This is a genomic window from Nonomuraea sp. NPDC023979 (assembly GCF_040639085.1).
GTDB lineage: Bacteria > Actinomycetota > Actinomycetes > Streptosporangiales > Streptosporangiaceae > Nonomuraea > Nonomuraea ceibae.
Map to the genome: position 1 here is coordinate 100,966 of NZ_JBEZZG010000016.1, position 22,402 is coordinate 123,367.

General features: G+C 68.4%; 31 protein-coding genes. 23 read left to right on the forward strand and 8 right to left on the reverse strand.

The window, feature by feature from the left end:
* Positions 1-254: 254 nt before the first annotated feature.
* The 4 genes from AB0G11_RS26540 to AB0G11_RS26555 all read right to left on the reverse strand — a co-directional run bounded on the left by AB0G11_RS26540 (position 255) and on the right by AB0G11_RS26555 (position 1,774).
* The gene (locus tag AB0G11_RS26540; RefSeq protein WP_357588954.1) at positions 255-551 is read right to left on the reverse strand and encodes a hypothetical protein; all 297 of its coding nucleotides are present in this window, start codon (positions 549-551) and stop codon (positions 255-257) included.
* Positions 552-657: 106 nt separating this feature from the next.
* Positions 658-891 (reverse strand): hypothetical protein, encoded by a 234-nt coding sequence (locus tag AB0G11_RS26545; protein ID WP_357588956.1) that lies wholly within the window; start codon positions 889-891, stop codon positions 658-660.
* Between the two features lie 11 nt (positions 892-902).
* Positions 903-1,562 carry an NUDIX domain-containing protein gene (locus AB0G11_RS26550; RefSeq protein WP_357588958.1) on the reverse strand — a complete coding sequence of 220 codons (660 nt, stop codon included), beginning with the start codon at positions 1,560-1,562 and terminating at the stop codon, positions 903-905.
* Positions 1,559-1,774, reverse strand: coding sequence for a hypothetical protein (locus AB0G11_RS26555; RefSeq protein ID WP_357588960.1), 216 nt, complete (start codon positions 1,772-1,774; stop codon positions 1,559-1,561). The genes AB0G11_RS26550 and AB0G11_RS26555 overlap by 4 nt, the downstream gene beginning before the upstream one ends.
* Before the next feature lie 418 nt (positions 1,775-2,192).
* Here AB0G11_RS26555 and AB0G11_RS26560 point away from each other — a divergent pair, with 418 nt between their 5' ends.
* The 14 genes from AB0G11_RS26560 to AB0G11_RS26625 all read left to right on the forward strand — a co-directional run bounded on the left by AB0G11_RS26560 (position 2,193) and on the right by AB0G11_RS26625 (position 11,229).
* Positions 2,193-2,390 carry a hypothetical protein gene (locus AB0G11_RS26560; protein ID WP_357588962.1) on the forward strand — a complete coding sequence of 66 codons (198 nt, stop codon included), beginning with the start codon at positions 2,193-2,195 and terminating at the stop codon, positions 2,388-2,390.
* A gap of 73 nt (positions 2,391-2,463) precedes the next feature.
* Positions 2,464-3,288 carry a hypothetical protein gene (locus tag AB0G11_RS26565; protein WP_357588964.1) on the forward strand — a complete coding sequence of 275 codons (825 nt, stop codon included), beginning with the start codon at positions 2,464-2,466 and terminating at the stop codon, positions 3,286-3,288.
* 86 nt (positions 3,289-3,374) lie between these two features.
* Complete coding sequence (locus tag AB0G11_RS26570; protein WP_357588966.1) at positions 3,375-3,563, forward strand: hypothetical protein; 189 nt, start codon at positions 3,375-3,377, stop codon at positions 3,561-3,563.
* 14 nt (positions 3,564-3,577) lie between these two features.
* Positions 3,578-3,709 (forward strand): hypothetical protein, encoded by a 132-nt coding sequence (locus AB0G11_RS26575; RefSeq protein WP_357588968.1) that lies wholly within the window; start codon positions 3,578-3,580, stop codon positions 3,707-3,709.
* A 103-nt stretch (positions 3,710-3,812) separates the two neighbouring features.
* Complete coding sequence (locus AB0G11_RS26580; protein ID WP_357588970.1) at positions 3,813-4,466, forward strand: hypothetical protein; 654 nt, start codon at positions 3,813-3,815, stop codon at positions 4,464-4,466.
* Positions 4,467-5,473: 1,007 nt separating this feature from the next.
* Entirely contained in the window at positions 5,474-5,866 is a 393-nt protein-coding gene (locus AB0G11_RS26585) for a hypothetical protein (protein WP_357588972.1), read from the forward strand.
* Complete coding sequence (locus AB0G11_RS26590) at positions 5,863-6,414, forward strand: hypothetical protein (RefSeq protein ID WP_357588974.1); 552 nt, start codon at positions 5,863-5,865, stop codon at positions 6,412-6,414. Before AB0G11_RS26585 ends, AB0G11_RS26590 begins: the two co-directional genes overlap by 4 nt.
* 61 nt (positions 6,415-6,475) lie before the next feature.
* On the forward strand, positions 6,476-6,844 hold the full coding sequence (locus AB0G11_RS26595) for a hypothetical protein (protein WP_357588976.1): 369 nt from the start codon (positions 6,476-6,478) through the stop codon (positions 6,842-6,844).
* 17 nt (positions 6,845-6,861) lie between these two features.
* Positions 6,862-7,152: a hypothetical protein gene (locus tag AB0G11_RS26600; protein ID WP_357588978.1), complete on the forward strand. Its 291-nt coding sequence runs from the start codon at positions 6,862-6,864 to the stop codon at positions 7,150-7,152.
* Positions 7,149-8,165 carry a DUF5131 family protein gene (locus AB0G11_RS26605; RefSeq protein ID WP_357588980.1) on the forward strand — a complete coding sequence of 339 codons (1,017 nt, stop codon included), beginning with the start codon at positions 7,149-7,151 and terminating at the stop codon, positions 8,163-8,165. Before AB0G11_RS26600 ends, AB0G11_RS26605 begins: the two co-directional genes overlap by 4 nt.
* Before the next feature lie 88 nt (positions 8,166-8,253).
* Positions 8,254-8,397, forward strand: a complete 144-nt coding sequence (locus AB0G11_RS26610; protein WP_357588982.1) for a hypothetical protein — start codon at positions 8,254-8,256, stop codon at positions 8,395-8,397.
* Complete coding sequence (locus tag AB0G11_RS26615) at positions 8,390-9,304, forward strand: DUF5131 family protein (protein ID WP_357588984.1); 915 nt, start codon at positions 8,390-8,392, stop codon at positions 9,302-9,304. Before AB0G11_RS26610 ends, AB0G11_RS26615 begins: the two co-directional genes overlap by 8 nt.
* Entirely contained in the window at positions 9,301-9,666 is a 366-nt protein-coding gene (locus AB0G11_RS26620; protein WP_357588986.1) for a hypothetical protein, read from the forward strand. Before AB0G11_RS26615 ends, AB0G11_RS26620 begins: the two co-directional genes overlap by 4 nt.
* 591 nt (positions 9,667-10,257) lie before the next feature.
* A complete protein-coding gene (locus tag AB0G11_RS26625; RefSeq protein ID WP_357588988.1) occupies positions 10,258-11,229 on the forward strand; it encodes a hypothetical protein in 972 nt (323 codons plus the stop codon).
* 339 nt (positions 11,230-11,568) lie between these two features.
* On the opposite strand, the gene AB0G11_RS26630 is transcribed toward AB0G11_RS26625, so the two are convergent.
* The 3 genes from AB0G11_RS26630 to AB0G11_RS26640 all read right to left on the reverse strand — a co-directional run bounded on the left by AB0G11_RS26630 (position 11,569) and on the right by AB0G11_RS26640 (position 14,327).
* On the reverse strand, positions 11,569-12,225 hold the full coding sequence (locus AB0G11_RS26630) for a hypothetical protein (RefSeq protein ID WP_357588990.1): 657 nt from the start codon (positions 12,223-12,225) through the stop codon (positions 11,569-11,571).
* Positions 12,226-12,453: 228 nt separating this feature from the next.
* The gene (locus AB0G11_RS26635; protein ID WP_357588992.1) at positions 12,454-13,359 is read right to left on the reverse strand and encodes a hypothetical protein; all 906 of its coding nucleotides are present in this window, start codon (positions 13,357-13,359) and stop codon (positions 12,454-12,456) included.
* 227 nt (positions 13,360-13,586) lie between these two features.
* Positions 13,587-14,327 carry a hypothetical protein gene (locus AB0G11_RS26640; RefSeq protein ID WP_357588994.1) on the reverse strand — a complete coding sequence of 247 codons (741 nt, stop codon included), beginning with the start codon at positions 14,325-14,327 and terminating at the stop codon, positions 13,587-13,589.
* A 316-nt stretch (positions 14,328-14,643) separates the two neighbouring features.
* Here AB0G11_RS26640 and AB0G11_RS26645 point away from each other — a divergent pair, with 316 nt between their 5' ends.
* The 8 genes from AB0G11_RS26645 (at position 14,644) to AB0G11_RS26680 (ending at position 20,340) form a co-directional block, all read left to right on the forward strand.
* The gene (locus tag AB0G11_RS26645) at positions 14,644-15,069 is read left to right on the forward strand and encodes a hypothetical protein (RefSeq protein WP_357588996.1); all 426 of its coding nucleotides are present in this window, start codon (positions 14,644-14,646) and stop codon (positions 15,067-15,069) included.
* A 462-nt stretch (positions 15,070-15,531) separates the two neighbouring features.
* Entirely contained in the window at positions 15,532-15,897 is a 366-nt protein-coding gene (locus AB0G11_RS26650; RefSeq protein WP_357588998.1) for a hypothetical protein, read from the forward strand.
* Between the two features lie 20 nt (positions 15,898-15,917).
* Positions 15,918-16,202 carry a hypothetical protein gene (locus AB0G11_RS26655; RefSeq protein ID WP_357589000.1) on the forward strand — a complete coding sequence of 95 codons (285 nt, stop codon included), beginning with the start codon at positions 15,918-15,920 and terminating at the stop codon, positions 16,200-16,202.
* Positions 16,199-16,552, forward strand: coding sequence for a hypothetical protein (locus AB0G11_RS26660; protein ID WP_357589002.1), 354 nt, complete (start codon positions 16,199-16,201; stop codon positions 16,550-16,552). Before AB0G11_RS26655 ends, AB0G11_RS26660 begins: the two co-directional genes overlap by 4 nt.
* A 133-nt stretch (positions 16,553-16,685) precedes the next feature.
* Positions 16,686-17,780: a hypothetical protein gene (locus AB0G11_RS26665; RefSeq protein WP_357589004.1), complete on the forward strand. Its 1,095-nt coding sequence runs from the start codon at positions 16,686-16,688 to the stop codon at positions 17,778-17,780.
* Positions 17,780-18,694 (forward strand): hypothetical protein, encoded by a 915-nt coding sequence (locus AB0G11_RS26670; protein WP_357589006.1) that lies wholly within the window; start codon positions 17,780-17,782, stop codon positions 18,692-18,694. Before AB0G11_RS26665 ends, AB0G11_RS26670 begins: the two co-directional genes overlap by 1 nt.
* 90 nt (positions 18,695-18,784) lie before the next feature.
* Complete coding sequence (locus AB0G11_RS26675) at positions 18,785-19,606, forward strand: RNase adapter RapZ (RefSeq protein ID WP_357589008.1); 822 nt, start codon at positions 18,785-18,787, stop codon at positions 19,604-19,606.
* 74 nt (positions 19,607-19,680) lie between these two features.
* A complete protein-coding gene (locus tag AB0G11_RS26680; protein ID WP_357589010.1) occupies positions 19,681-20,340 on the forward strand; it encodes an HNH endonuclease family protein in 660 nt (219 codons plus the stop codon).
* A gap of 212 nt (positions 20,341-20,552) precedes the next feature.
* Here the strand turns inward: AB0G11_RS26680 and AB0G11_RS26685 are convergent, their stop codons facing one another.
* Entirely contained in the window at positions 20,553-21,371 is an 819-nt protein-coding gene (locus tag AB0G11_RS26685) for a hypothetical protein (RefSeq protein WP_357589011.1), read from the reverse strand.
* Between the two features lie 221 nt (positions 21,372-21,592).
* Here AB0G11_RS26685 and AB0G11_RS26690 point away from each other — a divergent pair, with 221 nt between their 5' ends.
* Positions 21,593-22,402, forward strand: coding sequence for a UTRA domain-containing protein (locus tag AB0G11_RS26690; protein ID WP_357589014.1), 810 nt, complete (start codon positions 21,593-21,595; stop codon positions 22,400-22,402).

A 22,402-nucleotide genomic window follows, 5' to 3' on the forward strand; every position in this document is an offset into this window, starting at 1 on the left:
GCCACCGATGCGACGGGCCGGAAGCATTTCGTGGCTCAGAGCACCCTTCATGATCGACCTCTTCTTACTCCTTGGCTTCGCTTGCCAGTAGACATGGCCTCATCGCTTTCCGCGAGAAGATTCCGTAGTCCCTCGAGCGCCCGCTGCGGTGGGCGACGCAAACGAAAGATGGCCGCGCCCAGGAGACTTGGAGCGGCCATCTCTGGTGGCACCCAAACCAGGTCGATCCGGTAGAGGGCGATGAGACGAGATGTTCAGTACTCGACGAGATCCTTGAAGTCGATCGTCGCTTCGCAGACCGTCGCGACGTGCCGGTGGTCAGGCATGTCGGCCTTGGCGTAGGCAGCGATGATGACCTGGCGGATCTCGTCGTCGGTTGGAGGCTTGGCAGCTTCCAACAGGATGACAGGAATGATCACGCCGGGGATGAGTTCGTGGAACCGGTGATCGGGGGGCCACTTGGCGTAGAGGTCTTTGAGGTTCGCCGCGAACTCGGCGATGCCCTCATTCCACTCTGCCTTCTTGTCTGTCTGGCTGTTGTGCGTGGTCATGGCGCTGGTTTCTGTCTCTCATGGTTGTGGTGTCAGGTGTGGTGGAGCGCGGCGCGATCCACGGCCGGGGCGCCCCGGCCTAAGGTGCCCCGGTCGTCTCTTTGTGTCAGCTGTCGCTGGTCCGCACGTAGTAGAAGGTCTTCTCCGCTCTGGCGGGGCAGCTTTTGCACGTCACCGTGACGGCGATGGACCGTGCGTGGGGCGTCCCCTCGGACACCTCGACCGTCCGGGTGTTGTCGGGTATGGCCGAGAGGTCCTCGGCCGGCGTGGCCACCCAATCTGCCCCGTTGTGCTCGCACACGGGGGAGGCCGGCAGCATGCCCAGGTAGTCAATGTGCATGCCTGTTCTTCCTATCCGAGGAGCTCGGCCAGCACGCCCTCGTGGGCTGGGAACACCTTGCCGTGGTACGCGTCGGCCAGGTAGGAGGTCAAGACCGAGTAGTTGTCGGCCAGGACCCACTGGGCGCGGCGAGCGTCGTCGGCGCCCTCCAGACTCGGGAAGTCGGCGCGGCGCATGGTGCCCAGATAGACGTGGACGAGCACGGTGGTCATCCACGCCTCGTCGCTCGCGCGTGGATCCGGCACGACCCGGGCGGGCCACACCGTGCGCGGAGCGTCGCTCGGCACCCGGGCCGTTGTCTCCTCGGCGAACTCGCGGATCGCCGTGTCCTCCCCGCTCTCGCCGGGTTCTGCTGTGCCGCCGGGAAGGGCCCAGCCGTGGCCGTCGCCCCGCTCGATCACGGCCAGCCAGAGCTTGCCGTTCTCGTCGGTGACGGTGACGGCCGCGTCGCCGCACAACTGCTCTCCCCAGTGGCCGAGCTCGTTGCGGCCATATCTGATGCCGGTCGGCGCTGCCGGGTTGAGGGGGCGGCCGTCGACCACCTCAAAGGGGATGGCGGCGGCGGCCTGGCGCGGCTTCCAGTCGATCTGGGTTGGGTCGGTGATGGGGTCGGCCCAGCTCTCTCCGCGCTGGGCGGCGGCGAGCACGTCGGGGTGCGTGTAGGTCCTCATGGGATGCGGATCTCCCCCTGGATGGTGTCGGCCTGGAGGCCGACGTAGGCGTTGCCGCTCCTGATGTTCTGGACGGTGACGGGGCCGGTGTTGCGGTCCTGTTCCTCGGTCTCCGTCTCAAGGACCGTCGGCTTGGCGTCGGGGTCGGCCGGGAGGATCTGGCCGGCCTGGATGGGGGTGAGCCCGCCGGTGGCGACGTTGGGTTTGCGCATGCCCGCTCCTGTTCTGTCGTGTGGGCAAGGGTCGCGTCTTGCTGCGTTTCCACGGTACGGCATTCCTCCCGGCGGGGGGCGGTGGCGGAGCGCTGTGCCACCGCACCGAATCCGTACGTTAAGGCGGATACAGGACAGAAGGGTCTTTCTGTTCTGTATCCGCGCCTGCGCTTCGCCAGGGACGCAGGCCGAGCGCTTAAGGGTGCTCGGTTGTTAGCCTGCGATCGCCCGGACAGCTGGCCAGCAGGTTGGTCGAGTGCAACACACGCTGCGGGGGAACCGCACGGTAGGCGCTGGGCTCGCGGGGCGCCGCCAGTGACCGATACGGAAGTGTCCGGCCCTTGCGCTCGAATGTAGGTGTGCTTACGCTAGGTGTGTTGGGACGCGGCCCCCACACCGGCAGGAGGACCAAAGCGCCGTGAGCGAGACCATCCACTACGGCACGCCACCCGTGTGCATGTCTAAAGGCAGCGATCTGAGCACCACCGCCGACACCGGCCGCACCACCTGCGGTCGCTGCCGTTCCACGCTGCGCTGGCTGATGAGCGACCGGAACATCTCCTACGACGAGGCCGTCCAGCTGAAGCGGCGACTGCGCGCCGGACACATCATCTGACGTTCACGCCCCTACACTCCTCCCATCACTCACCACCTGGGATGCGACCCCCAGGGCCCGACAGGAGAGATGCATGGCCATATTCGAGGCGCACCCGACCGGCACCGAGGTTGTCGCGGCGCTGCTGCCCCCTGGGTCGGTTCTGCGCGTTCACCATCCCGACGTCGGCGTCCGTGAGTATCGGGCGATGCTCCCGGGGGACTGGCTGATTGCCGTGGTGCCGGGCGACCTGACCGTCCTGCCCTGGGGATGCCGGGACAACCAGTACTGCGCTCTGACCTCGATGCGCAACGACCGCCAGTCGCTCGACCGGCCCGCATGGCAGGAGGCGGTCCGGCTGCTCAAGACCGGCGGCGAGGGCGTCGTCTACGTCGGCTACAAGTCGCAGCCGTACTACGGGAGCGACCGGTGGACCGCCACGGCGGTGCGCACCGTGCCCGGCACCAGCCCCGCCTATGTCCGTGCCATGGATACCGCTCCTCCCCCCACCATCACCTGGGCCAGCCGCAGCGCTGCCGTCGTGGGTGAGATCCGGCTCGGCTACTGGGACCGGTGCACCGGCTGCAAGCAGACCATTATTGGCATCGCCGACGGCGGTCAGATCCGGGTCGAGTTGTACGCCAGCGACGATCAGGAGACGGTGGAGTGGCGACGTACCCACCTCGACAATCCCCTGCCGCCTGTTCCCGCCTCCTGCCCGCACTGCGGCCAGGACCCGGCCCCGATGACGCGCGGCGGCTTCATCCCCGGCAGCGGCCACATGCTCGGGGCCGCTCCGAGCCAGTGCATCACCGACATCAAGGCAGAGCTGCGGCGCCGCTTCCCCCGCCTGGCCCGCCTTGCCGACGCCGAGCACGACACCCAGGCGTACCTGTATGCCCAGCCGAGCAGCCGATGAGCCGGTCAGCCCGCGACACTAGGTGGTCGCGCCAGGCACACTCCGAGCCCACGCCCGCCCCCTGCGCCATCACCGCCCACGTCACCGTGCGCTCCGACCACCTCAGTGAAGAGGACGTCGAGCAGATCGCAGCGGATTTCGCCGCGCTGCTGCGCAGCAGCGCGGCGATGGCTGCCCAGGCCCACGGAATCGCGCTGAGCCTGGAGATCAACACGGTCGTCACCAAGACGCGCACGGTGATCCCCCTGCAGACCGAGCCAAGCACATCCGTCTGACCCATTGAGCATTCATGATGGATCGGCCCCGCCCCCACAAGCAGCCCTTGCCCGGGGCGGGGCCGATCGTGCACGAGGACGTCATCGCCGACCTGCGTCAGCGGCTGCGGAGTGGCGTCGCCACGTACGGCGAGCCGCTGCGGTGAGCGTGGTGCGCGCCTGGGGTGAGTAGTAGGTGAAGGTCATCCCGTACGGGCTCACGGAGAAGCTCGTGCAGCAGATCCGCAAGCGGCACGCCACACTGATTTCATGACGAGACTTCCCCCGCACGGGCTGGGCGCCCGCTTCGAGTACGAGCTGGAGCGCTGGTGCCGCACCATCCTCGACGGCCCGCCCAACGGGTCGTACATGCTGGTGCTGCGCGATCCCGATGGCGAGGCATTCGAGGTGCAGTTGTCCGAGGCGCATGTGCGCGAGCTAAGCATCGACCTGGCACGGGTCACACACCTGCGCCAGCAGCAGACCGCGCTGCGTCGGCTGGCTGATGGCATGGCCGGGGTGATCGTGGCCGCCCGGCGCGACGACGAGGACGTCGCCAACCTGGTCGGCTACTGCCTGCACGCCGTCGCCTCCAAGATGCCCAAGCCGTGGCAGCTCACCGCCGGCCGCCCCGGCTCGTGGGAAGCCGCCTGCGTTCAGGAACTCGCCGGCACCGGCGGCCGGCCGCCGCGCCGGGAGGACCTCGCGCGCGAGCTCTCTAAGCTGCTGACCACAATGGGGCACCAGGGAAGCGCCGATGGTGGCGACCTGGTGTCGTACGCGCTCGGTCAGGCCGCCGCAGAGCTCGGATCGCTGGAGGCGCTGCTCGGCGACCTCGACGACAGCCACCCGGCGTACAAGCTGGCCGTCCCGTACGCCGACGTGCCGGACTCCCCCGACCACCAGAGGCCGCCCGCCGTCTGAGCGGCGATGACCTGTTCATACTTCTGCGCGATGACTTCGGAGCGGCAACCAATCGGCCATAAGCGGTAGCGGACCACGGCGGCAGCTCAGTGGATAAGCCGAATTGTCCAGTGGCAGAAAAGCGCGAGGTTCAGCGAAGGATGCCGCCAGATGCGGGATGCTGGGCTGGGGCGAACTCAATGGATCATTGGGAGCAAGTCAGCGATGCCGGATCCAGAACGGCGCCGGACCGGGCAACCCGACGTTGACGCGCTCCTCGACCGGGCTGACGCTGCGCATCAAGCGGTGAACGAGATCGTGACCATCAACCAAGCCGAGAGAGCATCGTCTCCCGCGCCCGGGTAGCCGACCTCGTCGACGAGCACCAGATGCTACACGAGCAGTACGAGCAGGCGGAATCCGAGCTGGCCGCCGCAACAGGCGCTGGCGATCCGGCCCGGATCGCCAGTACCCGTCAAGCTTGTGATGAGGCTAGTGCCATCTACGACCGTGTCGGCCGCGCCTTGCGCCGTGAGATGGCGGGGCTGGCGGAGGCGGGGTTTGACCGCAACGGCGCGCTGCTGGCCCAGGTGCGCACCGCCTGGAGCGCCGAGGACGCCGCTCACGCGGCGCTCCCCGCGGCACCCGTTCGGGCCTGGCCGAGGAGTAGACCGCTACCGCCACTGACCGATTGGTTGCTGTTCAGCGACCGGGACGGCGGGAGCAGCCCGCTAGCTCCACGCGAGGCAGGCCGAGCCGGTGAAGTTAGCCAGCGCGGACGCTATGACCGCCGAGTGGTGCGTCGGCCTGCCTCGCCAGCATGAAATGGCACGGTGGCCGTGCTTGTCTCGCACCGTACCTGGTCCGCAGCTGTGGCTGACCTGTTCCGCAGATGCCCCTTGACGGTATACGTAAGCACCGTTACGTTCGATGGATAGCCCGGCTGCGAACCCGGGCAGACAGGAGATTCCCCCATGTCCGTCCTGGCGTACACGCCTGCCCCTTCCTCTGAGAACCCAGCCGACCGCATGGCGGCTGACGGCCTCCTCCTCTACCGCCGGATGTGGATCGAGCTGGCCGCCCGCGCCAACCTCGCCGGCGACGTCCGTCCCAGCGAGGTGCTCGCGCTGGCGCTGGCGACCCTCCCCCACACCGGCACCATCCTCGGTGAGCATGCCCGCTCCGGCATCCCCGACGAGCGCACCGCCCGCTGGCTCGCCTGGGTCCTCGACTCCTTCGAGGACCTGTGTGCGGCCGTTGATGACCTTGACGACGCCAACCTGCGGCTGCTCGTCGTTGACCGGATCGACCCCGACGACAAGCCCGCCACCGACGAGGCCGTGCTGGACATGTTCCAGCAGAACCTCCGCAACGAACTGGACGCGCTGCTGTCCGGCCCGGCCACGGAGTCCGCAGCATGAACGCCGGCGTCAAGTACGTGGCGTACGCGGCCGGCCTGGCCATGGTCGTGGCCCCAGCTGCGAAGGGGTGCGCGCCGCCGAACGCGGGCGGCTCGGCCGGCCAGGTCGTCTCCATGTGTGACTACGCGCCCGACAGCAGGCCGTCAGGCAAGCTCGGCCTCGACTCCCACCAGGCCGCGAACGCCCGCGCGGTGATCGAGGTGGCCGCCGGGCGTGGGCTCCCCCGCCGTGCAGCCGTGATCGGGATTGCCACCACGCTGCAGGAGTCCCGGCTGCGCACCGGAGCCGTCGGCGACAACGGTACCGCGTTCGGGATCTTCCAGCAGCGGCCCGTCAGCGGGTGGGGAACGCGGGCGACCGCTACCAACGCCCGCGTGGCCGCCGGGAAGTTCTACGACCGGCTGGAGAAGGTGCGTGGCTGGAAGACGCGGCCGCTCACCAGCGCGGCGCAGGCGGTGCAGCGCAGCGCCTTCCCGTACGCGTACGCCGACGACGAGGACGACGCCGAGCGCATCGTCAACATCATCACCTGGCGAAGCTGCAAGTAGCCGCCCATGGGCGAGCACCGGGGCAACCGGGCGCTCGCCCATGACCATGAAGGACACGATCGTGCGCATCTCACTCCAAGAGCTCGCCGAGCAGTGCGGCCGGTGCGGACACCAGAACGGCGGCCACACACGCAGCTCCACCCCCGGTGATCGGCGCGCCTGGTACAACGCCGCCGGTGGCTGTGCCGTGCCTGGCTGCGAGTGCCCCGGCCGCACCGGCGGCACCTATCGGGGCGACCCCGCGGTAACGCTCACGCCGGCCGCCGAGAGCGCCGCCGAGGAGTTGCGAGAGCGGCAACGTGCGCTCATCGCGGCCAAGCCATGCAACTACGGGTCCGGCCCGTGCGGCAAGACCCCTACCCGACCCTTCGCGAGCGGCCCGAAGTGCGTCGACCACGAGCCCGTCTACATCACCACCGTCAACCCATGAGAGGCAGACCGGAAGCCATGCTTTCAACCCGAAACCAGGTCCTGTTCGGCACCAAGTACGGCGGCGTCGTCACCTGGCGCCGCAACGTCGACTCGTCCGACCGCCGTTACGGCGCGGTCAACTGCACCGCGTGTGGCGGCCACGAGGACCACATGACCCACGGGCAGGCGAACGTGCACGCCGGCACCTGCACGGGGATCCCGCCCGTACCCGCATCCCCGCCGACGCCTGAGCCGCAGCCGGAGCCGTTGACCACGACGGGCAGTGCGTGGTCGCGCCTCGCCGAGACGTTCCGGAAGAGTTCATGAGCAGCACGATGACCGCGCTGCGGGCGGAACACTGGAACCCTCTGGAGTACGACGACCGGCGCCTGCTGGGGGCGTCGGTGACGCGCTGGAACAGGCTGCGCATGGTGACCGTGGCCGAGCTGTTCCAGCCCGCCGTCGACACGGGCGACATCGCGGCGGCTTGGGCGGCGATGGCCATCACCCCGCAGCACGTCTACCAGGTGGTTACCGACCACTCCGACCGGATGATGCGGGTGCTGGCCGCGCCCGAGTTCGAGCAGGAGGTGAGCCGTATCCTGCGGGCTCAAGGGGCGAGTCCCGGCCCGTGGCGGTGGCCGCTGGCGAACCTGTGGGTCGGCGTGAACGCCAGCGACCAGGAGCAGGCCGCCGAGCGGCTGCCGGACCTCATGGGCGTGCGTGCGCACGTCCGGTTCCTGCGGGCTGACCCGCTGACCGGGCCGATCGATCTGACCGCCATCCGCTGCCGGTGGTGTGACGGCGAGGGCGGCGCATCCGGCTACAGTCACCTGCACGGTTACGACATGGACGCCGAGTGCGGCGGCTGCGGCGGCGCCGGTCACGCACTCAACGGCGTCGACTGGATCGTAGCCGCCGGGGAGCGCGGCAAGAACGCCCGGCCGATCCATCCCGACTGGCTGCGCAAGCTGCGCGACGACGCCGAAGACATGGGTGTCCCGTTCCACTTCACCGGCTGGGGAGAGTGGGGGCCGGCGCCGTTCGTGGTCCGGGTGTGCGACCCCGAGGTGGGCTGGCAGGGCAGCGAGGCCGAGCTGGCCGAGGCCAAGAAGCGCGCCGAGGCCGAGGGGGCGACCCACGTGCACACCGGCAACGAGTACATGCATAACGGTGAACGGAAGTACCACCTGCACGAAATCGGGCACAAGCCGTGGTCACTGGAGCGGCGGCACCTGGCCCCGCCGTACGAGCCGATCCGCCGGTGGGGCAGCCGCAGGTCCGGCCGGCTGCTCGACGGTCGCGTACACGACGCCATGCCGGAGGAGTTCGATGTCTAAGGACTACGCCTTCGGGCGTCTGTATCGACCGCTCGGGCGGCGTCCGGCTGATTGGAAACCCGACCCTGGAATAGCCGCGATCGACGAGGTGGTAGCCGAGTTCCCGGACTACACCGTCGACCAGGTGACCGCCGAGGTGAACCAGCGCGGCGTGCCGCTGTCCCGCGACTTCGTCGAGGCCGTGCTGGCCACGACCAAGATCACCCGGCGGCGGAGGACGCTCGATGGCTGAGCGGACATCCATCGGGTGGACTGACCTGACCTGGAACCCGTGGACGCACCGATGCACTCCGATCACGGAGGAGTGCGATCTGTGCTACGCCCACACCGACACGAAGCGGTGGCAGGGCGCTAACGCGTTCACCTCCGAGCCGCCCACGCTGCTGCCCGACAGGCTGCTGATGCCGCTGCTGTCCGGGCCGTACCGGGTGGGCGGGCAGATGTTCACCGCGTCGATGACCGACCCCTTCCACCCCGGCGTGCCGGTCGAGGACATCGCACTGGTGTGGGCCGTCATGGCCGCCACGACGATGTGGGAGCACCAGACGCTGAGCAAGCGGCACACCCGCATGTACCGGATCCTGTCCGATCCGGGATTCCCGCAGCTGGTGCGCGCGGCATTCGAGCGGCTAGCCGCCATGATCAAAACCAAGGGGGCGCTATCGCCCAACCGGCGGCGCGCGCTGGCCGAGCTGGAGCAGGCCGCCGATCGCTTCGTCTACCCGGTGCCGAACATCCTGGTCGGGGTATCCGCCGGAACGCAGAAGTGGGTGGATCGGCGACTACCTCGGCTGGCTGCCACCCCGGCGACGGCGCGGTTCGCATCGGTGGAACCGATGCTCACCTCGGCCGACCTGACGCCGTGGCTGCACGCTCTGGACTGGGTGATCGTGGGCGGCGAGTCCGGCGGCGGCGCGCGCCCCTTCGAGGAGGCGTGGGCGCGTGACATCATCGCCCAGTGCCGAGACGCGGGCGTGGCGGTGTTCGTCAAGCAGATGGGGTCCCGGTGGGCCTCGGCCACGCGTATCGACGGGAGGACGGTTCGAGGGCTGAAGGACCCCAAGGGTGAGAAGTGGGAGTTCTGGCCCGAAGACCTGCGGGTGCGGCAGTTCCCGGTCTTGACGGGGGTGGCGGCATGACGCTGTCGGCTCAAGTGGCGCGATTGCTGTCTGGCCGCGACGCCGTCCACGTGGAGGTGCAGTACGCGGCAGTCAAGATGGCGTCGGACGCGGCCGAGTTCGGGCCACAGTGGTGGAAGGCATACCAGGCGTTTCTGGAAGCTGTGCAAGAGCTCCATCCGGTGGCTCGGTACGCGCAGATGTGGCGGGCCTACCGGGACCAGCTCAACCTGCTCCACGCGGCGATGACGTCTGCGCCGGACGCCGATGAGGAGGGGCCACGCTGGCGTGTCGCGCGCCGCAGGTTCGAGCATCGGCTGCGGCGGGCGCCGGTACTGCTGGCCACCTTCGGCGAGTTCGGCACCGCCGAACTGAACGACTAGAGCGGGAACGGCCTGAGGCCGAACACGTTGGAGGCCACGCCTGACAGCGTGGCCTCCAAGGCCTGGTCCAGCTTTCCGATCGCGGACGTCGAGGTTGGCAATCGATGACGCAGATGGCCTGGCCCTGTCGACGCCCGCGGGCGATCGAGCGGCTGCGGATCCTCGTTCGTTACCGGCCCCAGCCTGGGTGGTCGCGGTGCAGTACATCTGGGCCGAGGATACCGATTCAGGTATCTGCAGGTATCTGGCGGCCTTCGCAGCGCCGCGGTGACCGCCACTCGCCAGGACGGTTTACGGCTGAGTGACCTGCCGTACAGGGTGCCATCACGCAGTGGGTGGCACCCTGCACGCATGCGCGGGACGCTTCCGCGCGGTGACGCCAGTCGGCAGGCTAGCCCGCTTCCCCTGCTTCATACCCGCGCTCGGAACGGCCATGAAGCGCTGGCAGCCGTCGGAAACCGCACGCGGTGCGCGGGCTGGGCAAGGTCGCCACAGACCCTCAAATGGAAGCACTGCTACAATCGGCTGAACATATATCCACTTTGATCGGTGTCACCTCGGTCATGGCAGGAACAGAAAGGAGCCGGCCCCATGCCACAGACGCTTTCCCCTCGCCTCAAGCTGTTCAAGGCCGTCAACCGCCGGCTGGAGACTGCTCATGCCCTGCCTGACCAGGCCTGGCTACACGTTGAAGAGTTGACCGGAAACACAGTCAATGCCACGGCATTCTGTGCCAGCGGCAAGGTCATCTCCTACACGATGAGCTGCACCCAGGGCGAGCGGCTACGCCTTGGGGCACCCACGATCGCCGAGGTGGAGGGCGTCGACGCCCCGACGATGTCCAACATGGCCTCCATGCTGCTTGCTCACGGCCCAGACGTAACCGATGAGCATGCTGAGCTCACCCTGGAGGCCATCGCCACCAGCCTGGAGGAGCCTCGCGCCGTTGAGAAGGACGCCAGACAACGCCGCGACTCTGGTCTATGTGAGCTGTTCTACTTCTACGGCTGGCAAACCAAGGCGCGCCTGTACACGCTGGTCGACATCGACCGGCCAGCGTTGAACGCGGCACTCGCGCGATACAACCTCAGCGAACGAGGTGGCCTGCGCAGCGGCGACGACGTCCGCGTCGCGGTGCTTGGCGCCGACGTGGAATACCGTCAGGCCGTCAAGGTGGTGGCCACGATGACGATGCTGCGCGACGCCCTCATCCAGGCGCTGCGACACGAGGGCCGCTTCCGCGCGCATCGACCCGTCGACCTTGCGCGGCTGGCGGGCGTGACCACACAGCGGATCGCCCAGATTTGCGCCCCGGACTATCGGGAGCGGCGTGCAGCACAGAAACGTGATCGTGCCCATGAGGGTGGAAGAAGGCGCCCACCAACTCGGGACGCCAAATCCGTGAGGCATGCGCCCAGCGCAAAGCTCAACGGCTGGACTTCGGAGGATCTTGCCCGGGAGTGGGAGGTCCTACAAGGAACGTGCACGGTGCCTCAGGCTGCGGAGCGTCTCGGTGTATCGACTGTCGTGCTCACCCGAGCCATCAACGCAGCGAGCGTCTGATCCCGTCTGATCACGGAATGCCGCAGCTTGGCGATGATGGTGTAAATGGCGTGCGGCCCGGGCTGACTTGCGGCAGGTGGCCGAGGTTCTCGCGCCAGCCGGCCAATAGCCGGTCGACCTTCTCGGAACGGGGCGGAGCGCGGCCGGGCCTCCTGGCGTCCCCGGCACCGGTCCATCTCATCAATGGGCGCCCCAGCGATGCCCCTGGCCCAAACAGGTCGATCGTTGGATGTCAGAGATGACGTGTTCTGCGCAGCGCGGCGGCTGGGGTTGTGCGCCGTCATCCAGCGGGCCGCGATTAGGGCAAGCACTGACGAGGCGATCAGAAGGTTCGCACCTTCAAACCTGATCGGGACCGGTGTCCTCGACCGCGGCGGCGATTCGCAGCATCGTCTCAAGCATGTCGGTCAGGTTCTCCACGTGCCACGGACTTAGCCTCACGGGGTAGGAATCGCCAGTCTCCGGGTCGGTGATGGCCACGATCGTTGTGGGCAATCCCTCCGTGTCGGGCGGGGTGTGCTCCACCAACTTGGCCAGCGTCGTGGCCAAGGTCTGGGCCGGGGTGCAGTCGATGGCAGGGATCGTCGGCCTCCCCGCGAGGGCGTCCAACTCGCGCACGAACGCAGCTGCCGGCACCGGCAGATCGAGAATGTCGACCGCGCCGAACGTCTTCTCGGCACCTTGGCCGTGCTCGACGTAGGGCCGGTAGACCTCGACCAGCTTGACCGGGTCCGCGAGCTCCTCGGCGAACTCGCCCACGGTCATCGCCTCCACCCGGTACTCATCCGGCCCGGCCGCATTGGCCCAGTGGCCGGCGAACACCACCAGGACGCGCCGCACGGCCGCGTTGTCCAGAAAGACCTCGATCACGTCGGGCGAGGCGTACTCGTTGAGGAAGGCACCCACGCCAGGCAGGCGCTGGTACCTCGCGCTGGCCTGCTGGACCCATGCGTCCAGGTCCTCAGCGGGGATGAGTTCAGGCTTCTCGTTGGTCATTGAACCCTCACTCGCTGGGCTGGTCGGCGCCTACAAGGATGCAAGGCGGCACCGCTTCTTCTGATGGGCAAGGCTGTCGGCATCCTCCACGCGATCGGCACGACGTGCGCGGCGGTGTCGGCGCCCGATGAGAGCGCGGCCGCCTGAACCACGGCGCTGCCGCACAGTCCGGCGTGCCCGTCGAGCACGCGCCGCACGGCCAGGATTGCAGTTGTCCCACCCGTCGCGCTACTCCCTGGCCGCGGCGGCGGTGCCGATCCAGACGTTGCAGTGTGCGCACCAGTCGCGCGCGGTGGCCAGGTCGGGGAAGGTGCGGTACGGGCCGTAGATCTCCTTGGGCCAGCGTCGTGCGTGCTCGCCTGCGTGCTGGTCCGGGGTCTGGGTCTCGGCGATCGCCTTGGCGTGGGCATCCTGGGCCCGGTAGGTGGCGGCCTTCTCGCGCTCCTCAGCGGCGTACTTCTTGGCGTCCCGGTGGGGGTGCGGGCCGGCCGCGAGGCGCTCCCACAGGACGGCCGCCCGTTCCCTGATCTCCGCCATGAGGTGCGGGGGTGGGGCGAGGAACTCCTCACGTAGCGCGCTGGAGCGGTCAGTCAAGGTCATCAGCTCGAGCAGGGGATCCATCCGGGTCAGCCCGCCGGACACCGGTCGCTCGCCGACGTCGCGGCCGTCGGCCTGGGCGTGCGCGATCGCCCACTTGTCCAGGTAGGCGGCTGTCTCGTCCGGCGTGGCGGTGCCTGCGGGCATCCGGTTGTAGGTGCGCGTCTCCAGCCCGCCGGTGATCCCGTAGATCTCATCGGTGACGATCGGGCGCTTGACCGCCACCTCCCACTCCTCCACGGCCTGGCGGAACCTGGCGTGGGCGGACTGCCGGGTGATCTCCAGGTCGTCCCCGATGTCCTCCCACGAGGCGCCGCCGGCCTTCTGCACGATCACCGCGCGGTCCAGCAGTTCCTGGGCCCGCCGGACGAACCGGGCCGCGTCCTCGACCGGGCGCGGCTCCGAGGTCCGCCAGACCGCCACGAAACCGATCAGGAAGTCGGCCAGGTCTTGCGCGGTGGCGGCCAGGGCCAGCTGGGCCAGGGACTGTTCGGTGTACGGGGCGTCGTCGTACGTCGGCTCGGTCTTGTCCTTCATGGACACCTCCCCTTCTCGCTGTCAGCGTACAACTGACAAACGAGAATGTCAGCTACACACTGACAGTTGCGGGGATGCCTGTGCGGCACTGTCAATAGCGGCGCCGCGCCCAGCGCACCCCGGGCCGTTTCGCTGACCTGGGGCGAAGCATTGGACCGCGGCGGCCGCGGAGGCCTCGCCGGCAACGAGGTCGGCGCCGATGGCATGCCGTTGAGCTGCGGTATCGCTTATTGACGCGGCAGCGGCTCCCCGGAAGGCGCCGGGTGGACCTCCAGCCAGTCACGCGGATTGAACGGGGCCACCTCGCCCTCGTAGCCGGGGTCGGCCCGGCGCAGTTTCAGGTACGGGTGGTAGGCGCGGGGGTCGGGGGCCGGTTGGTCGGGCAGCACGTACCCGCTGATGGTGTAGTGCGTGCCGATCAGGGTCACGTGCTGGCCGCGTAGGTATCCCCAGTCGATGCCCAGCCGGTAGGCCGGGAGCCGGGTGCAGTAGGGCGGGTTGTGCCGGTGGTGGTCGCCGATGCCGTCCGGGTAGGCCAGGCCGCACTTCGGGCAGCGAGTGTAGTCGGCGGACTCCTGGCGCTCGTGCTCGCACCGGTCGCAGTCCGGCCGGTGCTGGTCGTGCTCCAGGTGCTCGCGCGTCTCCCGTTCGGCCTCGGCGTCGATGGCGGCGTTCTCCGCCAGCTCGGCGCAGTAGCAGCCGTCGCAGGTGGCGCAGACTCCGCACCCTCCGCACAGCGCGCGTAGGTGGTGGCCGCATACGGCGTTGGCGTCGTGCTCGGGGTTGCCGTCCCAGGAGGAGACCCACGGGCGGCCGTCCTGGGCCGCGCCCGCGAGGGACGTGGGGGCGGCGGGTTCGGCGTTGGCCTGGCGCTCGCGGTCGACGGCGCGGGCAGCTGCGTTGTACGCCTCGCCGGTCCGGGCCATCCGCGCCCTGATCGCCTTCTTCCTCGCCTTGTCTGCGGTCATGATCGGCTCATTTCTCGGCGGGTGCCCACGTCACTCCGCCGGGCTGCGATCAGTCGCGATCGGGCGGGGGAGTGATCCGGTCGCGCGAGGCGTAGCCCCTTGTCCTCGTTGTCGCCGGCGACGTGGGCGCCGAGCGGCTCGGAAGCGGGCAGGCGCGAGGTCTGCCACTGGCGCCCACAGTACGCCGGACGGCCGACACTTTCAGCGTGGTCCCCGGACGGGACGGCCGCGCGCCCTCGTTCTGCCACGTGCGCCGGAACGACGTGGCTACGCTGAGCCGGTCGTTGGACACATCACCGCGAAGGACGCGAACCTGATGGGCGAACAGTACAAAGAGCTGGGCACGATGGCCTCGCCGCAGGAACTGGCCGAAGTCCTGACCACGATCGGACTTCTCAAGCGTCCGTTCACCGAGCACGAGCTGAAGGGCGAGATCAAGCGCGCGGGCAGCGCGGCGCTGCTGCGCGTGGAACTGGTCAACGCGTTGCTCGGCGTGACGCTCCACCAGATCCTGATGGCCACCAACGCGGCGGCCGACGCCGGGGTCGACCCAGTCCACATCACCCAGGCGTCCGAGCGCGTCCTGTGGGGCATCAACATCGACACCGGCGAGCCCGACCAGCAGAAGGTGCTCGGCGCCCGGATGCTCGCCGAGCAACTCCAGCACCTGCTGATGGTGCTGACCACCGAGCTCCGCAAGAGCAACGGCGCCAGCGAGGTCCTGGCCACGATGGTGCCGTGATTCTTTAGGTTCCACCACGGCCGGGCCGTGCGCGCGGGCTCGGTGGCCGGTGGTGAGGCACGAACCACCGGGCGGCGATCGGCCCCGGCCCCGTACGGGCGGGAACCGAAGTCCGCCGATCGTCCAACCTCAGCCACCGAGGTGACGGTTGGCCAGCCGCTTGACAGTGGCTGCGCTGTGGCGTTGGTGTGCCCCAGGTCAGGGCGGCCTACGGTCGGCCAGACGCCGCCCCGACCTCCAGCTAGTCGCCCCCGAGGGGAGATGGAAACTCCGCTGGCTGCTTGGCGAGCCACGCCGGCTCGGGCGGCGCAGGCCGCTGCCGGGGCTCCGGACCGCGGATGACGTGCTGGGCAGCAGCGACCGGCTCGGTATCTCACCCTCCAAATTAAGATCATCGCGCAGTTAGCGGGCAATAGGGCGGCCTTCGTTGACGGCCATGCGCTTCTACAATGGACACACACGGTGGAACGCGACCTCCACCCCCGGCAGCAAACAGGAGGACCTGTGCTTTTCCGAGGTAACTACCAACTTCCCGACATCGCGCAGGTCTGCGGCGTCGACTGGACTGCGCTGACGATCGCCCGTCACTACGGCGGCCACATCTGCGGCGTTCGCTACCTGCTGGATGGCCAGGAGCGGTATGCCATCTACTCCCCTGACGCCTCCCATGTCTGGGAGGACTTCCCCGGTGTCGCCGAACTGGAGGAATGGCTCGACGCATATGGCTGTGTCATCGAGATCGGCAACAATGCGTTCTTCCGGGCGAGCTTCCCCGCGGATGAGTCAGCGATGCGGTCACTGCACGATGACGCTACGGCTGGTACCTGATGGCTTCCTCCGTCCAGTTCATGGAGGCAGTCAGGGCGGCCGTCAACGAGCGCGGCTGGAAGGCCCACCGCTCCCCCGCCGGCTACGTGGTCAACGCCCCGTCCTCGACGGTGAAGATCCCCACCGAGGACATCTACCGCAGGGTGTGGGAGTTCGACACCTACACCCAGCTGCGGCAGGTCTCGTTCGCCTGCACCGGCGAGCGAGTGCTCGGCGTGTGGCTGCGCGAGGGAGTGCCGTGGGTCGAGCGGCGCGAGCAGAAGGTGTCCCTGGCCAGGGGTATCGAGATCCTGGAGTCGGAGTGACCAGCCGGGACGAGATCCGGGACGTCAAGGCGCTGCGCGACGACCTGGACGCCGACGCTCGCCGGCGCGGCCACGACATGTCGTGGCGGCTCGGCCCCAACGCCACTCGCAAGGACCATGCCTACTTCTGGGTTGGCGACTGCGTGAACTGCGGCGCCAACATGCGGTGCGCCCTCGGATCCTCCTCCTGTCAGGGCGTCCGCGACGCCCGCAAGGTCGCATGCTCCGGCCCGGGGACGGTCGTCCTGACGGAGATCGAGGCGGGCCGCGCCCTGGAGTTGGCGGCGGACGCGGTGGCGGAGTTCGGCCGGCAGGTGGCCGAGAACCTTCGCCGCGCACAGGACGACTGACCGCCTCATGTGGCCCGCGCCTCTTCTCCTCAGAAGGGCGCGGGCCTTTCCCTTGACCCGGAATGTAAGCACTCCTACAATCTAGGGCGTACGGCGGAACGCGACCTCCGCCCTGACAGCCAGGAGACCCTCCGTGGACTTCCCGCTCCGCGCCAAGCGCGTCAAGCTCAAGCTCGCCGCCGGCGGCCCGCACCTGCCGGTCCGTCCCGAGAGCCGAGTCCGGCAGATCGCTGGACGGGCCTGCCACGAGCTGATCGCGGCGGCCATCACCGCCGATGCCGAGTTCTGGCCGTACCTGCCCGCCATGGACGTCATCGTCGTCAACCACTCCGGCGGCAAGGACTCCAGCGTCGCCCTGCACGAACTGGTGACGCTCGCCCGCCGCCTCGGCCTGCTGGACCGGGTCGTGGTCCTGCACAACGACCTCGGCCGAGTCGAATGGCCGTCCACGGCCGAGCTCGACGCCCAGCACGCCGACTACTACCGGCGCCGCTTCGGCGCCACGCTGGTCGAACTGTTCGGCGACCGGCCGTCCGCGCGCGGCATCGCCGAGGCGCAAGCCGCCCGCTACGGGCTGCCGTTCTTCGTGCGATCCCGGACCGGCGGCGACCTGCTGCAGCAGATCGAGCAGTACGGCAAGTTCCCGGACGCGGCGAACCGGCACTGCACGAGCGAGCAGAAGCGAGCACCGAAGTTCCGGCTGTTCACCGAACTGGTGCAGGGCCTGTCCTACCTGGGCCGCAAGGTGCGCATCCTGGACGTCAACGGCGAGCGGGCCGAGGAGTCCACCGCGCGGGCCAAGAAGCCCGCTGTTGAGCACAATCGCATGGCGTCCAACAAGACCAAGCGCGAGGTCTTCACCTGGCGGATCGTGCACCACTGGACACTCGCCGACGTGTGGGCCTGCCACGAGGCCCACGACCTGGACGCGCACTGGGCGTACGCGTTCATGTCGCGGCTGTCGTGCTCGATCTGCATTCTCGGCGCGGTGCTCGACGTCACCTGGGCGTGTGCGTTCCGGCCCGACCTCGCCGACGACATCGCCGCCCTGGAGGCGCGGATCCAGCACCTGTTCAAGAACAAACGGTCGATCATCTGGTACATCGCAGAGGCCGTTCAGCTCGGCCGGGCCGAGCTGGAGACCCGGATGGCGGAGCGGCAGGCCGAGCGGTCCACGCCGGTCGCGCCGTGCCAGGAGGACCTCGTCAAGCTGGCGGGGGCGTTGTGATGGCCACGATACTGACCGAGGTGAACCCGGCCAACGACTGGTGCCAGCGCTGCGGGCCCGGCCGGACTCACACGTGGGTGCACCGCCGTGACGGCGGGTTCGACCCAGACCAGTACACCGTGGAGGCGGTGGCAGAGCCGACGGCCAAGGCGTTCGTCATGGCCCACCACTACAGCGGTGCCTACGTGGCCGACATCCTGCGCTACGGCCTGTTCGACCTCGCGGCCACCGGTCCCGGCGGCGGGCCGGCGCTGGTCGGAATGATGGTGCTGAGCACCCCGCAGAACGTGCTCGCGATCACCAACCCGTTCCCCGAGCTGGAGCCGTTCAAGGAGTCGGCCGAGCTCGGCCGGTTCGTGCTGCTGGACGGCGTGCCCAGCAACGCGGAGACGAACTTCCTGAGACGCGGCTTCGAACTCGCGCGGGAGGAAGGCATGCGGGGGGTGGTGTCCTTCGCCGATCCGATGCCGCGCGCCACCGTCGACGGCCGCCTGGTGATGCCCGGCCACATCGGCGCCATCTATCGGGAGAAGGGGGCGCTCTACGCGGGCCGGAGCACCCCCGGACCCCTGTGGCTCGCTCCAGACGGCACGTCGCTGTCAGAGCGATCCCTGCAGAAGATCCGCCGGAACGAACAGGGCCACGAGGGCGTCGAGCGGCGGCTGGTTGCCTACGGAGCGAGCCCGCGCGAGCCCCACGAGGACGACGGCGCCGCCTGGCTCCGACGAGAGCTGCAGCGGATCGGAGTGCGCCGGGTCCGCCACCGAGGAAAGCACCGATACCTGTTCAAGCTGGCCAAGACACGCGCTCAGCGGCGCCAGATCCACATCGCCATGCCAACGTCACGAACCTATCCAACGCGGGTCGACGTCCCGCCCGCGCCCGGTGCCAACCTGCCGGCGGCGACGCACTGACGACGGCGAGCTGTGATCAACAACCACCGGCCCGCCGACTACCGCGGTGCCAAACCCGGCGTCGCGCCCACGAGGAAGGGAACCCGTCCCATGACCATCAAAATCCCGGAGTGGTACTGCGACCCACCGTGCAACCGTGTCTACTACGGCGGCCCGCTGGAACACTGCCCTCACATACGCACGGAGGCCCCCGAAGAGAACCTCCTCAAGCTGGTCTCATTCGGTTACCTGCACCTGCCCACGGACGCCAAGGGACGTCCGATCCCCCCGGCCGCCGATCGCGTGGAGGACGTCCGCGACCGACTACGCGATCCCGCCCGCGCCCGCGAGATCCTTGACCTCGACGGACTCCACCCTCGCGTTCAGGACGTGGTCCTCAACACCGCCGGCGCTCGAGAGCTCATCGACAACCTCGTCGACTACGCGCTGCTGCCCAGTGGCCCGACAACGATCGCTGTAGGTTGTGCCGGCGGACGCCACCGGGCATGCGGACTTGTGGAACTCACAGCCCAGCGCCTTCGCGCACTGGGCCGCGGCGTTGAGATTGAACACCTGCACGCCCACCTTCCCCGCATCCTGAAGCAGGCAACGTGCGAGCGGTGTGGACAACACCCGCCAGCCCGAACCACGCCAAGCCCCGCCACCGTGGAAGATCGGTTCTGCCTGGAGTGCATCACGCGATGTCGCTCCGGCCACGAAGTCGGCGCGCTCGCTGGCTGCCTGCTGTGCGGATACAACGAAGGACGCTGCTCGCAATGCCACCGATGGGTGCCACAGGGCTACTCCGGCATCGAGTTGCGGTTCTGCGCGGTGTGCATCAAACGGTGCCAAGAGCCAACAGGCGCCGGCCACTCATGCGCGGTCTGTACGACGGTGTTGCCGCATGTCAGGGGAGTGTCACCGGGGCGGTAGTGACCGTGCCGCTACCCCCTGTGGTTACTTAGCGCAGGTTGATACCACACTATGTAACCGCCGTTGGAGGCCCCGTGCCACGCCCCCCACGCCACACCATCTCCGCCATCCTGGCTATCGCCTTCCTCGCCACACCCCTGGCGAGCGGCACCGCCCAGGCTGCCGCCCAGACCATGCTCCTCCGCGACGCCGTGGCCAGCCTGCCCACCGGCACCGAAAGCCGAGACGGGTACGAGCGCTCAAGCTTCCGGCACTGGATCGACGCCGACCGCGACGGCTGCAACGCCCGCAACGAGGTGCTGATCGAGGAGGCCGTCACACCGCCTGAGGTCGGCTCTCGGTGCACCCTGGTGGGCGGCCAGTGGCACTCCTACTACGATGACATCACAGTCGAACAAGCGTCCGAATTGGATGTTGATCATGTAGTCCCGCTGGCAGAGGCCTGGGATTCGGGCGCCCACGCCTGGAGTCCGGCGCAGCGCCAGGCGTACGCCAACGACCTGTCCGACCCCGGCCACCTGGTTGCCGTCACCGCCCGCTCGAACCGGCAGAAAGCCGACCAGGACCCCGGCACGTGGCTCCCGATCGAGCCCGTCCGCTGCCGGTACATCGGCGAATGGACCGCGATCAAACTCCGGTGGGAGCTGACCGTGGACAACGCAGAGAAGGACACGCTCACCTCGCTCGCGGCCGAGTGCCCGAACGAGCCGATCGAGATCCCCCCGCTGCCGTAGTGCGGCATGCCCGTAGCGGGCTGTCCTGGATGGATGGCCCGCTAATCCGTCTTCCCGCCTGGCTCGCGCCCGACCGGGTGTCCAGCGGGCGTGCTGTTTCGGCGGCGATAGTTCCACGCGTACTGGGCCTGTGTGCCGTTCTCCAGGAGTGTCTACTCCTGGAGAACGGCTGATGTGAGCCAATGGCGGAGCTTGAGACTATGCCGCCGACGTTAGGCGCAGCTCGAAGTGACAGGGGCGAGGGCGCCTACGGCGCTGTCGCCGTACAGTGTGCCGCCGTCGGCGCTCCACAGATGCCGGACACAGTCGATGCCGGCCGTGATGACGCTGCGCCAGTCGTCGTTCGAGCGACCGGAAACCTCAAGACCAGCTGTGAGCGTGCGGACCTGTCGCAACAGGGACTTGCTGGGGTGGACGCGCGTGTACCAGCCGTGAGAGCGAGCGTCCAGAAAGATGGCCCAGGCGGTGCGCTCCTCGGCCTCGCGGGCGGCGTGGCCGTCCTCGACGTTGGCCGTGTACGGGTCGGACAGCCGTTCGACGCCGAGCATCGACCGGGTGACCGGTGACCAGCCCAGGCCGACCGCGAACGCGAGGTGCAGGGCGTTGTGCCAGCGGAAGCCCTCAGCGCGGCCATGGTCGCCCAATGGGCGGCCGACGGGGCGGTTGTTGATGTACATCTGGGTGAGAGGCCCGAAACCGCTGGCCTGGCTCACGAACCTCGCCTCAACCACGGGCGGCAGCTGCTCGTAGGTTGGGAACGGTTCGTACTTCGCAGCAGAGGCACAGCGCGCCGCGAACGGAGTGCCAAACACGCGCCGGACCCGAGCGGACCCACCGGCCAGCGCCCGAAGCTCGGCCGCGCGATCATGGCTGCGCTGCACCCGAGCGATCTCCTCTGGAGTGGCGCCGGCCGTGACCAGGTTCCGGATGCGTCGGTTGTGCTCGCGGGCGGTAATCCGGGCAATCCGGCGGTTTTCCGCAGCCTGGGCCTGTGTCATGAGCGTGGTGGCCTGATTATGCTGAGAGGTCATGGGTCGTTGATCTCCTTTGCGTGGATTGGGCGACCCGACGGCCTCCGGTGGTGACACACCGGAGGCCACCTGTATTTCTGGCAGGCTTCCTCCCCCCATACCTCTCCTTTTGAGGGGGGCTATAGTTAGGGGGGCTATAGCTGCTGTCCGCAGCGTAAACCCACATCTCCGCCCCTTGCAATAGGGGGGCTATAAACGCCTGAGCCTTGGAGCCCTATCTCATGGACTTGCGCTCTCTCAACGAGGCCGCCCGCATCACCGACCCAATCGAACGTGCTCGCGCCCTCGACCAGCTCATGAAGTCCGACCAGATGCTCACCGAGCAGGCCGCCCAGTACAAGCGGCACGCGATTGCCGAGGCCCGCTCAAGGGGCATGACGTTGGAGCAGATCGCTGTCCGCCTCGGTGTGACCCCTGGGCGCATCGCCCAAGTATCCAAGGGGCCGGCTGCGCGGGCACCTGAACCAATGGCTGTGAAGGCCCCCCGCATCCTCGTGCAACGAGCGCTGCCTACCGATCCGGCCACACGCGGCTCGGTGTCGCTGTTCCTCGTGGAAGCTGAACGACAGGGCATCGAGGCCACCCGCGAGATGCTCTACATCGGTCTGGAGCCAGTGCCCGAGCACGTCGCAGCCTGCCTGCGCGTCGAGCCCGGCACTGAGCATGTTGCCCGGCGCAAGCTCATGAAGGCCAACGGCGTCCCCGTGAGAATCGCTACCTCATTCTTCCGTGCTGATCTATTCGGCCAGACCAGGATGGCCCAGGCCGAGTTTGTGAGGCCTACCCTGCAAGCGGCTCTGGAAGATCTGGGATACCGGTTCGGCCATGCCGAGGAGACTCTTACCGCCCGCTATGCCACTCAGTTCGAAGCTGAGACCCTAGAGCTCGATCCCCAGGACCGAATCGTTGTCCAGGTGCTTCGGGCCAGCTACTCAGCCGAAGGAACTCCCGTGCACATCCTGGAGACCATCTGTGCCGCCTCTCGGCACGTCTTCCCTATCGGCCAGGTTGCCGGCCACGACGAATTCTGA

Excerpts from the sequence above, each read along its gene's own strand:
- AB0G11_RS26555 (WP_357588960.1), bottom strand. The coding sequence starts at position 1,774 with ATGCGCAAACCCAACGTCGCCACCGGCGGGCTCACCCCCATCCAGGCC.
- AB0G11_RS26635 (WP_357588992.1), bottom strand. The coding sequence starts at position 13,359 with ATGAAGGACAAGACCGAGCCGACGTACGACGACGCCCCGTACACCGAA.
- AB0G11_RS26585 (WP_357588972.1), top strand. The coding sequence starts at position 5,474 with ATGGCGGCTGACGGCCTCCTCCTCTACCGCCGGATGTGGATCGAGCTG.
- AB0G11_RS26545 (WP_357588956.1), bottom strand. The coding sequence starts at position 891 with ATGCACATTGACTACCTGGGCATGCTGCCGGCCTCCCCCGTGTGCGAG.
- AB0G11_RS26670 (WP_357589006.1), top strand. The coding sequence starts at position 17,780 with ATGGCCACGATACTGACCGAGGTGAACCCGGCCAACGACTGGTGCCAG.
- AB0G11_RS26605 (WP_357588980.1), top strand. The coding sequence starts at position 7,149 with ATGAGCAGCACGATGACCGCGCTGCGGGCGGAACACTGGAACCCTCTG.
- AB0G11_RS26640 (WP_357588994.1), bottom strand. The coding sequence starts at position 14,327 with ATGACCGCAGACAAGGCGAGGAAGAAGGCGATCAGGGCGCGGATGGCC.
- AB0G11_RS26625 (WP_357588988.1), top strand. The coding sequence starts at position 10,258 with ATGCCACAGACGCTTTCCCCTCGCCTCAAGCTGTTCAAGGCCGTCAAC.
- AB0G11_RS26600 (WP_357588978.1), top strand. The coding sequence starts at position 6,862 with ATGCTTTCAACCCGAAACCAGGTCCTGTTCGGCACCAAGTACGGCGGC.
- AB0G11_RS26685 (WP_357589011.1), bottom strand. The coding sequence starts at position 21,371 with ATGACCTCTCAGCATAATCAGGCCACCACGCTCATGACACAGGCCCAG.
- AB0G11_RS26575 (WP_357588968.1), top strand. The coding sequence starts at position 3,578 with ATGATGGATCGGCCCCGCCCCCACAAGCAGCCCTTGCCCGGGGCGGGG.
- AB0G11_RS26655 (WP_357589000.1), top strand. The coding sequence starts at position 15,918 with ATGGAGGCAGTCAGGGCGGCCGTCAACGAGCGCGGCTGGAAGGCCCAC.
- AB0G11_RS26690 (WP_357589014.1), top strand. The coding sequence starts at position 21,593 with ATGGACTTGCGCTCTCTCAACGAGGCCGCCCGCATCACCGACCCAATC.
- AB0G11_RS26630 (WP_357588990.1), bottom strand. The coding sequence starts at position 12,225 with ATGACCAACGAGAAGCCTGAACTCATCCCCGCTGAGGACCTGGACGCA.
- AB0G11_RS26645 (WP_357588996.1), top strand. The coding sequence starts at position 14,644 with ATGGGCGAACAGTACAAAGAGCTGGGCACGATGGCCTCGCCGCAGGAA.
- AB0G11_RS26565 (WP_357588964.1), top strand. The coding sequence starts at position 2,464 with ATGGCCATATTCGAGGCGCACCCGACCGGCACCGAGGTTGTCGCGGCG.
- AB0G11_RS26550 (WP_357588958.1), bottom strand. The coding sequence starts at position 1,562 with ATGAGGACCTACACGCACCCCGACGTGCTCGCCGCCGCCCAGCGCGGA.
- AB0G11_RS26580 (WP_357588970.1), top strand. The coding sequence starts at position 3,813 with ATGACGAGACTTCCCCCGCACGGGCTGGGCGCCCGCTTCGAGTACGAG.
- AB0G11_RS26540 (WP_357588954.1), bottom strand. The coding sequence starts at position 551 with ATGACCACGCACAACAGCCAGACAGACAAGAAGGCAGAGTGGAATGAG.
- AB0G11_RS26620 (WP_357588986.1), top strand. The coding sequence starts at position 9,301 with ATGACGCTGTCGGCTCAAGTGGCGCGATTGCTGTCTGGCCGCGACGCC.
- AB0G11_RS26615 (WP_357588984.1), top strand. The coding sequence starts at position 8,390 with ATGGCTGAGCGGACATCCATCGGGTGGACTGACCTGACCTGGAACCCG.
- AB0G11_RS26590 (WP_357588974.1), top strand. The coding sequence starts at position 5,863 with ATGAACGCCGGCGTCAAGTACGTGGCGTACGCGGCCGGCCTGGCCATG.
- AB0G11_RS26675 (WP_357589008.1), top strand. The coding sequence starts at position 18,785 with ATGACCATCAAAATCCCGGAGTGGTACTGCGACCCACCGTGCAACCGT.